This is a genomic window from Sphingobium sp. D43FB (assembly GCF_002312805.1).
GTDB lineage: Bacteria > Pseudomonadota > Alphaproteobacteria > Sphingomonadales > Sphingomonadaceae > Sphingobium.
In genome coordinates, this window is the sequence record NZ_NMUA01000005.1 from 1 (window position 1) to 13,439 (window position 13,439).

Genomic DNA, 13,439 nt, shown 5'->3' on the forward strand with positions numbered 1-13,439 from the left:
GGCTTCGCGAAGCCGGGCAATCGAACATCGCTCCTCAATCGATAACTGGCTGTATTTCGACATGGCAGCACCTGTGTGAGGTGTTGCACTTCGTTTGTGAACTCACAGGGGTCCATGAGCCTCACCCCCTCAATGACGCCAAACCGTCGAGCCAATGGATGCCGAGTCAAGCCCGGCATGACGACAAGGGGTGGGAAGGCGACAGTCAACTTTTAAGGCTTGGAGGGCGATAAGCTGACTAGATTGATGATCAAAATCAATCTCTTCGAATGCAACGAACGATAGTGCGAACGCAGAGGTAAATCGTCGTTCCAGCCCCGAATGTAGGCAGCACAACCGCAAGCAAAAAGCTGCCTTCGGGAATGACAAAATCAGGCATAAAATTCGTAAACAGAAAAAAGAATATAACCGGGGTGGCGATCACCGCTACAAAGCAACCTAGCTGGGTTCCGTTAGAATGTCCGTCATATCCCTGTCTCATTTGCCTAGCTTACCAGTCTGATTAATGTCCGCAATCAAGCGAACGTGATCGCATCAGCTAAGTCTAGAAATCGTCGGTCGCAGACCGATAGAAGGCTAGACTTTCTCGACGATCTCAAGCGATGCTTGGCCTGAGATGACTTGGAACAACGCGCCGTAGCGAGCGAGCGCGGCGAATGCGGAGACCATTTCATCAAACGCCGTCCCACCGGCCCGATCAAGTCCAGTCACGATAACGCGGGTGGGCAGCTTCACCTCGTTTATGTCTCCAACGATCATGCTGTCGATCAGAGCGGCGATGCTCCTTCCGTGCCAGTCAGGAGCACCCAACTTCGATAACAGAGCGTCATAGAAATCGTCGCGGGTTTCCCAGCGCTGCGCGTTAAGTTCAACCACGTTCACGACTGCGGCTCCAAATCCCGTTATCCGTTGCAAGCTGAACGAACGGCGGGTTTCAGGCAAGGCAGTCTACAATCGGAGCGGCAATAACTGGTCGTTCCCAGAAGTACCAAACACCTCCCGTAACGACCCTCCCCATCAACCCGCCGCATCCTGCCCCCTCTCGCAAGCGGGAGGCACCAGAACTGTGCCTGCGCGACGGTCCAGCCAGCACACCCCCATCCAACCCTTCCAATGTAGGAAATCTTCTGATCTATCCTGACCGATGGACCAGCCCGCTCTCCCCCCATGCGCCACCACCGCCCAAGCATCCCGTCCGGACAACCGCCGCACACATGGCGCATCCGTGTCGCGCCACGATGACCCACATATGACCTCAGCCTTACGTCACCGCATCCTCGCAGCAACTTCACCGTTACAATTGCCCGCAATCACCCAACGACGGTGTGAACTTCGCCCCTTACAGCGTCGCTTCGATCTCACGCGCCGCCATGTCGGGATTTTCCGCCAGGCTGATCGGCCGCCCCACCACCAATATCGACGCACCCCGGTCCAGCGCCTGACGCGGGGTCACGGCGCGTTTCTGGTCGCCCATGGCGCCGCCAGCGGGCCGCACGCCCGGCACCACGAAAAAGCCGTCATGCCAGGCCTTCTTGGCCATCGCGACTTCCTCGCCCGAACAGACGATGCCGTCCAGCCCGGCGCTCTGCGCCAGGTCGGCGAGCCGCCGCACCTGATCCTCGGCCTTCCCGCCGACACCGATGTCGAGCAGGTCGCCATCGTCCAGGCTGGTCAGCACGGTCACCGCCACCACCTTCGTATTCACCCCCGCCGCGGCCTTGGCATCCTCCAGCATCGCACGGCCACCCGCCGCATGGACGGTCAGGATCGCCGGCTCCAGCAGGTGCAGCGCCTGCACCGCCTTCGCCACCGTATTGGGAATGTCATGCAGCTTGAGGTCGAGGAAAATCGGCAGGTCGAACTTCATCATTTCATGCACGCCATGATGGCCATGGGCGCAGAAAAATTCGAGGCCCAGTTTCAGCCCGCCGACATGATGGCGCACCTGCCCGGCCAGATGCTGCGCCTTGGCAAGATCGGGCGTGTCGATGGCGACATAGATGGGGCTGCTCATGCTGGTCCTGCGGGGGAAAGAGGGGAGGGCGGGGGCGTGGCCAGGTCCGTCGCGTCGGCCATGGGCGGCGTCGAGGACATAGGCGAGTGGGCGACCGGCATGGAAGCGACCGGCGCTGCCGGTGCTGTGGGCGGCGTGGTGACCGCCGCCAGCGCGCGTTCGGTGCTGTCCAGCCGCCGCTTCAAGCGCCAGCGGGTCGCCCGCGCCATGATCCAGAAGGGCAGCGCCCCCAGCAGGAACGCGCCGATCAACAGGACCGGCAGCTTGGTTTCCATCACCAAATCGCCCCACAGGCGCACCGTCACGGGGACATAATTCGCCATGCAGAAAAAGGCCAGGGCGACGGCGATGACGACCCAGAAGGCGGTCCGCAAAAATTGCATCGGCTTTACCTCATGCTGCTGTTGCGATGCAGCTTAGGCGATCCCGGCGGATTTCGGAAGCACCTGATCGCTTTTGCCGATTTCGATCCGCATCGACAGGCTGTGCGTCGCGCCCGGCACCACTATCGCCATGCCGTCGGCCCGGTTCAGGGCATCGGGCATATGGCTGACTGGCTCCAGGCAAAAGGCATCGGAGCCGGGCGGGCGATAGACATGCAGCCAGTCCGCCCCGCTCGCCGTCAGCGTCAGGCGCAGCCCGTCGCCGCGCTCCACGATCGCCATCCCGTCCCAACCGCCTAGACATTGTCGATCAGGCTCTCGCCTTGCACGGCCGCCAAGTGGGACCAGTCGCCAAGCCCATCGGCGGGCACCGACCGCTCCGGCAACATGTCGGGGGTGGACAGCCACAGGCTTTGCGCCGCGAACTGCAACCGCGTGTCGGCATCGGCGCGGAAATAGGGGTGGAAACCAAGACCAACGGGGGCATCGCCCTCGGCGTCGTTGGTCAGCGCCAGCGTCAGGACGATCGCATCCGCGCTGAGCGCGACATGCTGCCGTGCCGTGAACGCCCATGGCCAGCGCGCATCCGGGCGATGTACCAACGTCAACTGCGCGGCATCATCGCTCTGGTGCGTCACTGCCCAGCCGCTTTGCCAGCCATGGCCGTGGAGGCTGTGCGGATGATCGCCGAAATTGAGCGGCAGGTGATACTCCTGCCCGCCAAAATGAAAGCGCCCATCGGCAATGCGATTGGCATAGGGCACCAGCGGAAAGCTTGCCATGGCGAGCGGATCGTCGCTCCCCTCCGGCGCGCGCCGCAACAGGTCGACGCCATCAAGCGCCAGCCAGCGCAGCGCCCCACCGACAGCGGGCGAGAGTGCTGTCTCCAGCCCTCCCGCCCGCAACAGGATCGTCTCGTTGCTCAGCCGACCATATCCTCTAGCTCGCGACCCTTGGTCTCATACACCATCTTGCGCACGAAGAAGAAGGAGATCGCCGCGAACAGCGCATAGCCCATATAGGTCCACACCAGCCCCGGCGAGACGGCCAGCGAGGGGAAGCTGACCGAAATCGCCGCATTGGCGATCCACTGGGCAAAGCCAGCGACGGCCAGGCCCGATCCGCGAATCTGGTTCGGGAACATCTCGCCCAGCATCACCCACATGATCGGACCCCAGCTGAGGTTGAAGAAGATCACATAGAGGTTTGCCGCGATCAGCGCCATCAACCCGTTATGGCCGGGCAGCGACACCGCGCCATCCGCGCCGGTGACGGCTGTCGAGAAAGCATAGGCCACGACCGACAGCGTTACCGCCATGCCGGCCGATCCGATCAGCAGCAACGGCTTGCGGCCGATCTTGTCCACCAGCGCGATCGCGCCGAGGCACGCGCCGATCGACAGCACGCCCGACAGGATGTTGATCTGCAGCGCATTATCTTCGGAAAAGCCCACCGCTTCCCACAGCGTTGCGCCATAATAGAAGACGACGTTGATGCCGACCAACTGCTGAAACACTGCCAGACCAATGCCGGTCCACACGATCGGACGGATCTTGCCGCTGGTCTTTTCAATGAGGTCGGACAATTTGGGCCGATGATGATCGGCGGCCAGGCTGGCGCGGATTTCCGCGACCTTGCGCGCGGCTTCGAGTGGACCGAACAGCCGGGTCAGCACCACTTCGGCGTCCGCATCCCGGCCGCGCGCGACCAGATAACGGGGGCTTTCAGGGATGAAGAGCAACGCGACGAGGTAGATGGCGGCAGGAATCGCCTGCAACCAGAACATCCAGCGCCACGCCGGAAAATCGAGCCACAAGGGCGCGGTCGATCCGCCCGCATAGCGTGCCAGCACGAAATTGGCGATGAACGCGCCGGTCAGGCCGGAAATGATCATCACCTGCTGGATGCTGGACAGACGCCCGCGCACCGCCGCTGGCGTGACTTCGGAAATATAGACCGGCGAAATGACGCTCGCCGCGCCGACGCCAAGCCCGCCGATGATGCGCGCGAAGATGAAGAGGGCCGAGGAACTCGCCGCACCCGCCAGCAGGGCGCTGACCAGGAACAGCACCGCCGCCAGCATCATGACGCCGCGCCGCCCGATCAGGTCGGCCATGCGCCCGGCCATGAACGCGCCTACCGACGACCCGACCAGAATCGCGCCGACATTGATGCCGATGCCCAGCTTGCCCAGGTCAAAGGCGCTTTCCAGCCCCTTTTGCGTGCCGTTGATGACACCCGAATCATAGCCGAACATGAACCCTCCGATCGTCGCCACCGCGACGATCGCTGCGATGAAGGCCATGTTGACCTTCTCGGCGCTCCCCTCATTCATCCGTCATTCTCCCAAATCTTATATCGTTGCGACATGGCCCGGCAATCCTGCGACGCCGGGGTCGAAGGCGAACAGATCACCCGCAAGGGGCTGCTCTGTCAACGCTGTCATGTCCAGTCCCTTGCGCGCGGTCGTCGCATAGGCAATCGACAGGTCATCCCCGCCGAACGCGATCTTGGTGATGTTGGCGACGGGAAAGCGGATTTCGCGCATCAGCGCGCCCGCCGGATCATAGCGCCGCACGGCCCAGCCGCCGAAGAGGCCAGTCCACAGGCATCCTTCGGCATCCACCGTCGGCCCATCGGGATAGCCCGCGCCATCCTCGATCGTCGTGAACAGGTGTGTCTCGCCGATCGCCCCGTCGGCGCTCAGCGCGGTGCGCCAGATATGGCGGCCCAACGTATCGGTATGATAGAGCGTCCGCCCGTCGGGCGAGAGCGCAGGGCCGTTGGTGATCGACACTGGCGGCAGGCCGGCATTGGCGCACAGGCCCCGATGCAGCCGATAAATGTGACCGCTATCTTCCGCCTCTCCATCGTCCATCGACCCGAACCACAGCGCGCCGTCCGGCGCGACCGTCGCATCGTTCAGCCGGTTGCCGGGCACCTGCGCTTCGGGCGCGTGCAGCAAGCGGAAGCTGGCGCTCGCCGGATCGAAACGGTGGATGCCCGACTGCAGCCCGACCGCGAACAGGCCGTCATCGGTCGGCACGATCCATCCGACCTGTCCCGGCGCGGTCCAACTGCGCGCGACATTGAGCGCAGGGTCATAGCGATGGATGCAATGGCCCTTGATATCCACGAACCACAGCGCCGCGTCGCGTGCGACCCAGATCGGGCCTTCGCCCAATATCGCGCCGACGCTCAACACACTCTGGGGCGTCGCGCTGCTCATGTCAGCGCCAACCGGCATCGATGAAATAATCATGGCCGGTGCAATAGCGGGCATCGTCCGACGCCAGGAACATCGCCAGCGCGGCGACATCGACCGGCATGATCCGCCCGTCCAGACATTGCGCGGCGACGATTTCGGCTTCGCCTTCGGGCGTATACCATTTCATCTGGCGCGGCGTTTTGACATTGCCCGGAATGATGGTGTTGACGCGGATATTGTCGCGGCCAAGGTCGCGGGCCAGGCTGCGGGTCAGCCCCTCGATCGCTGCCTTGGCGGTCTGGTACAGCACCAGTTCGGGCAGAGCGAGGTGCCAGCTGATCGACCCGAAATTCAGGATCACACCACCGCCCGCGCGCTTCATCGCCGGAACGGCTGCCTGTGCGGCGAAGAACAAATGGCGCAAATTCACCGCCATCCGCTCGTCCCAATAGGTTGGCGTGACCTCCTCGATCGTGTGGCGATCATCATTGGCGGCATTGTTGATCAAGATGTCGATGCCGCCCAGCTCCGCCTCGACCTGCGCCATCATCGCCTGCACGGCATCGATGTCGCACAGGTCGATCGCGTGGAAAATCGGCGTGAAGGCCGCATCGCTGAGGCGCGCTACCAGCGCTTCGCTCTCGGCCACCGCAATGTCACAAAAGGCGACATGCGCGCCCTGCGCGACAAAGCCTTCGACCAGTCCCTCGCCAATCCCGCTGCCGCCGCCGCTGATGAACACCCGTTTGCCCGCCAGGCTGGGGTAGGATGCGCGTTTCATGCGTCGGCTTTCTCTTTGGCGGCGTTCAGCAGGCCGCGTTCGGCCAAGTTCATCATCAACGCGGTCAGGCCATAGGTCCATGGCGCCGCGTCCTTCGACGTCACGACTTCGTTCACCAGCTTGCCGAGGCGCGGGGTGGAGATGGCGACGATATCGCCGACCTTATGGGTAAAGCCGCGACCGGGCTCGTCCCGGTCCTGCACCGGCGCGAACAACGTGCCCAGGAACAGCGCAAAGCCATCGGGATATTGATGCTCCGACATGGTCTGGCGCATCAGGTCCAACGGATCGCGGCTGATCTGGTTCATGCTGCTGCTGCCTTCCAGGCGATAGCCTTCCGGCCCGTCGATGGTCAGCGCGACTTCGGCATTGCGCACATCGTCGATGGTGAAGTCTTCGTCGAACAGGCGAATGAGCGGCCCCAGCGCGCAGGACGCATTATTATCCTTTGCCTTGCCGAGCAGCAGCGCTGATCGCCCTTCGAAATCGCGCAGATTGACGTCGTTGCCCAGCGTCGCGCCGATAGCGCTCCCGCCAGAATTGCCGATCAGCACGATTTCGGGTTCGGGATTGTTCCAGGTGGAATCGGATCGGATGCCGATCTGCGCGCCCGCACCCACGGTCGCCAGCACTGGTGCCTTGGTAAAGACTTCCGCATCCGGGCCGATCGCGACCTCCAGATATTGCGACCATAGCTCGTCCTCGATCAGCGCGGTCTTGAGCGCGGCGGCTTCAGGCGAACCGGGCACCACAGCGCGGATCGACCCGCCGACCCGCTCTTCCAGCCGGCCGCGAATGGCGGCAGCGGCACCAGCATCGCCGCGCGCTCGCTCCTCGATCACCCGCTCGATCGCCGACAGGGCAAAGGTCACGCCCGCCGCCTTGACGCATTGCAGGTCGACGGGGCTGAGCAGGGGCAGGGTCAGCGTGTCGAGCGACCCCAGGGCTTCGCCGCTTTGGGCGTCCACCGGAAACATCTCGACCAGTTGCGCCGCGGTCGGCGCAACCCGGCTCATGTCATAGGCGATGCCTTGATCGACCATGATGGGGCTGGGGCCAGCGGCCGTCAACACGCGACCGAGAAAGCGGCCCGTGCGCCAATCGGCGGGCAGGGCGTCGAGCAAGACATGGTCCCCCGGCATCATCAACTCCTAAACAACTACTCTTGATTGATAGCGCTACCAACATAAATCCGGGGATGAAGTCAAGAGGGGGCATCGCGATTCTTCGGCTAACCCCGTCACGCTGGCGTGCGCCGTTACAGCGCGCAGCGAAAAATCATCGGGGCTTGGCGGGAAACGCATCTGCCATCTTCCCCTGCGTGCCGGACTTTGCCATATCTGTCCGACTATGGATAACGCAGACAAGAGCGCGCCCCAGAATGGCGCCGACATTTCCCCGGCGGCGGCACAGCCGGACGAGGAACCCACGACATTGGATATGGTGGCCGCCGTCCGCCGCTCGATGAGCAAGTCGGCCTGGACCGGCGCTGCGGTCGGCATCGGCTCGGCCGCGATCGTCGCGGCATTGCTCTACACGCGAAAGCGGCCCTGAGCGGCCCAAAAAAAGGCGGCATGGCCTTCGCTCCATGCCGCCGTCGGTGCGACCCGACTAGATGATGTCCCGTCCCTCGTGACAGTTCGGGGATTATAGCGCCTGTTAGGCCGCACCACCACTTAGGTAGGTGACGAGTTCGGGCTTGCTGATCGTCGCATTCTTATCCGTGTCCGCAGTCACAAAGGCACCATTGGCCCAGGCCGTGACTTCGGCTTCCGGCAGTGTCTGCCCAGTCGCCTTGGTCTCCTGCGCCTTCAACGCCACCATCCAGCGCGAAAACTCGGCTTGGCTCAACTCGCCATCGCTATCGGCGTCATAGGCCGGAAACTCCGTATCCACGATGGTCGCGACCGCATTGCCGGGGTTGGCGGGCGTCGCGGCCTGCGGTGTGGTTGCATCGGGCGTCCCGGCCTGCGGCGTCGCCGCGTCCGGTTGCACCGGCGCTGCGGGTGCCGCCTGTTGCGTGGCAGTATCCGGCGTCATCGTCTGTTGCGCCATGGCGGGCGCGGCAACGGCCAAAGCCGTGGTAAACAAAAGCGTGCGGATCATGACAATCTCCTATTTTACGACCCATTATGTGCAGCCTGTGTTTGACTTCCATGCTGCATGAATAGTGTAATAAGAAGGGTTGAAACCGTCGGATTGTTCCTGAATATTCGTTCATCTTGACCCATTCGTCTTGCAAATGCCGTCAATTCATCTTGTTTGTCTGTGCGGCCTTCTCGTGCGTCCCTGCCGTCCACACCACGCCGCCCGATTTGCCCCGCGCTGCCGACGCTGCTAGGCGGCGCGGCATCTTATCTCCTCCAGTTGCAGGATTCGCTCATGGTCCCTCGCTATTCCCGCCCCGCAATGACCGCCCTCTGGGAGCCGGAAGCCCGGTTCAAGATCTGGTTCGAGATCGAGGCGCATGCGACGGAGAAGCTGGGCGAACTAGGCGTCGTGCCGCCTTCGGCGGCCAAGGCCTTGTGGGACTGGTGGGCCACCAACCCCGTGATCGATGTCGCCGCAATCGACGCGATCGAGGCGGTCACCAAGCATGACGTCATCGCCTTCCTCACCTGGGTCGCCGAACAGGTGGGCGACGAAGCCCGCTTCATGCATCAGGGGATGACGTCGAGCGACGTCCTCGACACCTGCCTCGCGGTCCAGCTCGCCCGCGCTTCGGACCTGCTGATCGAGGACATCGACCAGCTGCTCGCCGTCATCAAGCGTCGCGCCTTCGAACATAAGCTGACCCCGACCATCGGCCGCAGCCACGGCATCCATGCCGAACCGGTCACCTTCGGCCTCAAAATGGCCGAAGCCTATGCCGAATTTTCCCGCTGCAAGGCACGCCTGATCGCCGCCCGCGCGGAAGTCGCCACCTGCGCTATTTCGGGCGCTGTCGGCACCTTCGCCAATATCGATCCCGCCGTCGAAGAACATGTCGCGGACAAGCTCGGCCTCGCGATCGAACCCGTCTCGACCCAGGTCATCCCGCGCGACCGCCACGCCATGTTCTTCGCGACGCTCGGCGTCATTGCCAGCTCGATCGAACGGCTCGCCGTCGAAGTCCGCCATCTGCAGCGGACCGAAGTGTTGGAGGCGGAGGAATATTTCTCGCCGGGGCAAAAGGGTTCGTCGGCCATGCCGCACAAGCGCAACCCGGTGCTGACCGAAAACCTCACCGGCCTTGCCCGCGTCGTGCGCGCCGCCGTCGTGCCCGCGCTCGAAAATGTCGCCCTCTGGCACGAACGCGATATTAGCCATTCGTCGGTCGAGCGCTTCTTCGGCCCCGATGCGACCATCACGCTCGACTTCGCGCTGGGTCGCCTGACCGGGGTGATCGACAAGCTACTCGTCTATCCTGAGCGGATGATGAAGAATCTCGACAAGATGGGCGGCCTCGTCCACTCGCAGCGGGTGCTGCTCGCGCTCACGCAAGCCGGTGTCAGCCGCGAAGACAGCTATCGCTATGTCCAGCGCAACGCGATGAAAGTGTGGGAATCGGACGGCCAGCTCTCACTGCTGGAATTGCTCAAAGCCGACACCGACGTCACCGCCGCGCTGCCACCCGAACAGATCGAGGAAAAATTCAACCTCGATTATCACTTCAAGCAAGTCGACACGATCTTCCACCGCGTCTTCGGCGAGGCGTAAATCTATAAACTCTGTTCCCCGGCCTCCGCCGGGGAACAGGAAATTCAGGCCGTTATCGCACGCCCAACCTGGGCCGCATCCGGGGTGCTGCATCCGACTGCCGCCGCACCAGCTTATGCGCCAGCACCAGATGCTCGGACGCCATCTCGGCTCCGCGCCGTCCTTTCAGCAACCGCACCAACACCTCGACCGCCGCGCGCGACATGGCGCTGATCGGCTGGCGGATGGTGGTCAGTTCGGGCCAGATGGTGGTGGCAAGCGACGTGTCATCGAACCCGCACACCGTCAGGTCGCCCGGCACGTCCAGCCCGCTGCGATGCGCGATCGCCACGGTGGCCGCCGCCATATCGTCATTGCTGGCAAAGATGGCGGTGGGTGGATCGAGCAGCGACAATATCTGTTCGGCCGCGTCCAGCCCGGAGCGATAGGTGAAATAGCCCTGCGCGATCAGTTCATCCAACACCGGCAGGTTCGCTTCGCTCAGCGCCGCGAGATAGCCCTCGAACCGCTTGCCGCTGGCGGTCTGGTTGGGGTTGCCCTTGACGAAGCCGATGCGCGAATGGCCGAGCGTGATCAGGTGGCGCGTCATTTCATAGGCGGCCTGAAAATCGTCGATGCTGACCGCGGCGAGGTCGCCGGGTGCCCGGCCGGTCGCCACTGCGACGGCGGGAATATCGGCGGCCTTCAACGCGGCCACCATTTCCTCCAGATCGCATAGCGGCGGCGGCAGGATGACGCCGTTGATCCGCCCGCGCAGCAGATGATCGACCACCGCCTTCACCGACGTCTGCTCGTCCCATTTCTCGACGACCAGGTCGACACCGCTGCGGCTGGCCTGATCCAGGCTGCCGACCAGAAATTCGCTCAGATAAGAGGAGGACGGGTTGCTGTAGAGCAGGCCGATCCGCAGTTCATCGCCCCCCGCCAGACTGCGCGCGGCGGCGCTTGGCGCATAGTTGAGCGCGATGATGGCGGCATCGACCTTCGCCTTGGTCGCCGGGCGCACCACCTGCTCGCCATTGATGACGCGCGACACCGTCATGGGCGACACCCCGGCGTGGCGCGCCACATCGTTGATCGTTGGGGCATTGCGCTGACGGCGGGAGGATCGGGTATCGGTCAATGCGGGGTGCTTTCAAGGCCGGACGGGAGGTTGCCGGAGTGGTAGCGACAACACCCCGCCGGATTAAAGCAAAAAATCACGGATTGCCGGGCGCATAGGGGAATTTGCGCATTTTATAGGCCTCCAGCCTCTCCGGCGGCGGCGCAGCACCGGCAGGCAGGGGCAGCTTGGCGATCGACTGGAAATAGGCGATGCTCGCGTCGCGCCACCATTGCGCCTCCTTTTGCTGGATGGAAAGGAAGGTCTGCGTCTGCGCAAAACGCTCCGCATCGATCAAGGGGCGCAGCCCCTCCCACGTCGCGCGCATCCCCGCAACATAGGCAACGCCCCGGTCATAGCGATGGACCATCCCATCCCACAGCATTTCGCCCGATGCCAAGCGATAGTCCCAGGGCAGATGATGGAACCACAGCAAGTCCCGCTCCGGCGTCGTGCGTGGATCGGCGAACCGCTTGGCCAGCGCCGGCGCATATTGGGTGATGGCGTTGCTGCCACTCTTGGTCCGGTCAAAGCCGATGCCGCTCGCATCCGCCTTATGATAATAGACCGGGTTCCATTCGGGCCGCGCGAGGTCCGATACCCAGGGGGCAGGGCCATAATGATGACCCGTGTTCATGACATGGGCAAGGCCCAGCGGCGTCATATAGTCCACCGCCGCCTCGCGCGATCCCATCATCATCGCGACCATCGGCTCGACCACCGCCTTGTCCGGCGTGAAGGTCAGCGCCGCCCATTCGCGCGCCACCGCATCGGCGGTCAGGTCCGGGTTCCAGGCCATCCGCCCGAACGCATACCAGTCCGCCTGGTTGAAGATCGACCCGCTCCAGTCGCGATCCGTGCCGATATTGGCGACGCCCGCAATCCCGGTCAGCCTGTGCCCGTCCAGCGACCCGTCGATCACCTTGGCAACCGTCGATCCCTTGCCCTTGGCAAAGGTATCGCTTTTCAGCGTCTCCTCGAACAACGGCCCCAAATAGGTCAGATGCGTCGATTGCCCCAAATATTCCTTGGTGATCTGGAACTCCATCATCAACGGCGTCCTGGGCATCGCCCCGAACAGCGGATGAAACGGCTCGCGCGGCTGAAAATCGATCGCGCCATTCTTGACCTGCACGATGACATTGTCGGCGAACTGCCCGTCGAGCGGCTTGAAGTCGGCATAGGCCTGCTTGGCGCGATCGTCGGGATTGTCATGGGCGTAGACAAAGGCGCGCCACATCACGATCCCGCCATGCGGCTTGACCGCTGCGGCCAGCATGTTCGCGCCGTCGGCATGGGAGCGCTTATAATCCTGCGGGCCCGGCTGCCCCTCGCTATTGGCCTTGACCAGGAAGCCACCGAAATCGGGGATCGCCGCGTAAATCTCGTCGGCCTTGGCCTTCCACCAGGCAGCCACGGCCGGATCGAGCGGATCGGCGGTCTTGAGCCCATCCAACTCCATCGGCGCGGTCCATTTGACCGACAGATAGACCTTGATCCCATAGGGCCGGAACACATCGGCCAGCGCCGCCGCCTTGGCGATATAGGGCGCGGTCAGGCTGTCCGATTTGGCATTCACATTGTTGAGCACGGTGCCGTTGATGCCGATCGACGCATTGGCGCGGGCATAGTCGCTATAACGCGGCCCTTTCCAGTCGGGCAGCCGCCACCAGTCCCAGATTGACGATCCCGCATAGCCGCGCTCCACCGTACCATCCAGATTGTCCCAATGGTTGAGCAGCCGAAGCCCGATGCGCGGCGCGCTGCGTATATCGATCGCATCCAGCGCCGTGCCCGATTGCGCCAGCCGCAGCCAATGGAACGCGCCATGCAGCAGCCCCATCTCGCTATTCGCCGCGATCAGCGTGACCGGCTGTCCCTCCACCCGGATCGACCGGATCGCATAGCCCTCCTGGCCCAGCCCCTCCAACGGGAGCGGCAGGGCAGGGGCCGTCTCCGGCGTCGCCAGCCACAGTGCACCCGGCCGCATGCTATCCGCTATCATCGGGGCCGTACCGGTCATACCGGTGACGCCGCGCTGCAATTCGTCCCTGATGATCTGCATCGTCGCGCTGTCGCCGGGCGCGGTGATCACGCTAGCATGGGCCGCAATCCGCGCGGCCGCCGCCCCGTCCACCCGCGCATAGCGCAACCAGAGATCATAGCCATCCTCGGCCATAGCCACCGGCGTCAGGACCGTCATGGCCATAGCCATCATCCAGCAAATCAGGCGCGCGATCATGTCTTCCTCT

General features: G+C 63.4%; 14 protein-coding genes. 2 read left to right on the forward strand and 12 right to left on the reverse strand.

What is annotated here, in order from left to right; genetic code table 11:
• Positions 1 to 576 precede the first annotated feature (576 nt).
• From SxD43FB_RS05870 to SxD43FB_RS05905, 9 genes are all read right to left on the reverse strand, one after another.
• Positions 577 to 882 carry a barstar family protein gene (locus SxD43FB_RS05870; RefSeq protein WP_096061388.1) on the reverse strand — a complete coding sequence of 102 codons (306 nt, stop codon included), beginning with the start codon at positions 880 to 882 and terminating at the stop codon, positions 577 to 579.
• 457 nt (positions 883 to 1,339) lie between these two features.
• Positions 1,340 to 2,014 (reverse strand): orotidine-5'-phosphate decarboxylase, encoded by a 675-nt coding sequence (pyrF, locus tag SxD43FB_RS05875; RefSeq protein ID WP_069066573.1) that lies wholly within the window; start codon positions 2,012 to 2,014, stop codon positions 1,340 to 1,342.
• Positions 2,011 to 2,397 (reverse strand): LapA family protein, encoded by a 387-nt coding sequence (locus SxD43FB_RS05880; protein WP_096061389.1) that lies wholly within the window; start codon positions 2,395 to 2,397, stop codon positions 2,011 to 2,013. The genes pyrF and SxD43FB_RS05880 overlap by 4 nt, the downstream gene beginning before the upstream one ends.
• 33 nt (positions 2,398 to 2,430) lie before the next feature.
• Positions 2,431 to 2,679: a hypothetical protein gene (locus SxD43FB_RS25820; RefSeq protein WP_255245609.1), complete on the reverse strand. Its 249-nt coding sequence runs from the start codon at positions 2,677 to 2,679 to the stop codon at positions 2,431 to 2,433.
• 14 nt (positions 2,680 to 2,693) lie between these two features.
• The gene (locus SxD43FB_RS05885; protein ID WP_255245610.1) at positions 2,694 to 3,302 is read right to left on the reverse strand and encodes an aldose 1-epimerase; all 609 of its coding nucleotides are present in this window, start codon (positions 3,300 to 3,302) and stop codon (positions 2,694 to 2,696) included.
• A 17-nt stretch (positions 3,303 to 3,319) separates the two neighbouring features.
• A complete protein-coding gene (locus SxD43FB_RS05890) occupies positions 3,320 to 4,732 on the reverse strand; it encodes a sugar porter family MFS transporter (protein WP_096061390.1) in 1,413 nt (470 codons plus the stop codon).
• A gap of 18 nt (positions 4,733 to 4,750) precedes the next feature.
• A complete protein-coding gene (locus SxD43FB_RS05895) occupies positions 4,751 to 5,626 on the reverse strand; it encodes an SMP-30/gluconolactonase/LRE family protein (protein ID WP_096061391.1) in 876 nt (291 codons plus the stop codon).
• 1 nt (position 5,627) lies between these two features.
• Positions 5,628 to 6,386, reverse strand: a complete 759-nt coding sequence (locus SxD43FB_RS05900) for an SDR family oxidoreductase (RefSeq protein ID WP_096061392.1) — start codon at positions 6,384 to 6,386, stop codon at positions 5,628 to 5,630.
• The gene (locus SxD43FB_RS05905) at positions 6,383 to 7,528 is read right to left on the reverse strand and encodes a fumarylacetoacetate hydrolase family protein (protein ID WP_096061535.1); all 1,146 of its coding nucleotides are present in this window, start codon (positions 7,526 to 7,528) and stop codon (positions 6,383 to 6,385) included. Before SxD43FB_RS05905 ends, SxD43FB_RS05900 begins: the two co-directional genes overlap by 4 nt.
• Positions 7,529 to 7,736: 208 nt before the next feature.
• On the opposite strand from SxD43FB_RS05905, the gene SxD43FB_RS05910 reads away from it, so the two are divergent.
• Complete coding sequence (locus tag SxD43FB_RS05910; RefSeq protein WP_096061393.1) at positions 7,737 to 7,940, forward strand: hypothetical protein; 204 nt, start codon at positions 7,737 to 7,739, stop codon at positions 7,938 to 7,940.
• 105 nt (positions 7,941 to 8,045) lie between these two features.
• Here SxD43FB_RS05910 and SxD43FB_RS05915 read toward each other — a convergent pair whose 3' ends face one another.
• Positions 8,046 to 8,492: a calcium-binding protein gene (locus tag SxD43FB_RS05915; protein WP_096061394.1), complete on the reverse strand. Its 447-nt coding sequence runs from the start codon at positions 8,490 to 8,492 to the stop codon at positions 8,046 to 8,048.
• A 276-nt stretch (positions 8,493 to 8,768) separates the two neighbouring features.
• Between SxD43FB_RS05915 and purB the strand changes: the two genes are divergently transcribed.
• Positions 8,769 to 10,085 (forward strand): adenylosuccinate lyase, encoded by a 1,317-nt coding sequence (purB, locus tag SxD43FB_RS05920; RefSeq protein WP_096061395.1) that lies wholly within the window; start codon positions 8,769 to 8,771, stop codon positions 10,083 to 10,085.
• 52 nt (positions 10,086 to 10,137) lie between these two features.
• Here purB and SxD43FB_RS05925 read toward each other — a convergent pair whose 3' ends face one another.
• Both SxD43FB_RS05925 and SxD43FB_RS05930 read right to left on the reverse strand, forming a co-directional pair.
• Entirely contained in the window at positions 10,138 to 11,208 is a 1,071-nt protein-coding gene (locus SxD43FB_RS05925) for a LacI family DNA-binding transcriptional regulator (RefSeq protein ID WP_069066580.1), read from the reverse strand.
• 76 nt (positions 11,209 to 11,284) lie between these two features.
• Entirely contained in the window at positions 11,285 to 13,429 is a 2,145-nt protein-coding gene (locus SxD43FB_RS05930; RefSeq protein ID WP_096061396.1) for an alpha-glucuronidase family glycosyl hydrolase, read from the reverse strand.
• Positions 13,430 to 13,439 lie beyond the last annotated feature (10 nt).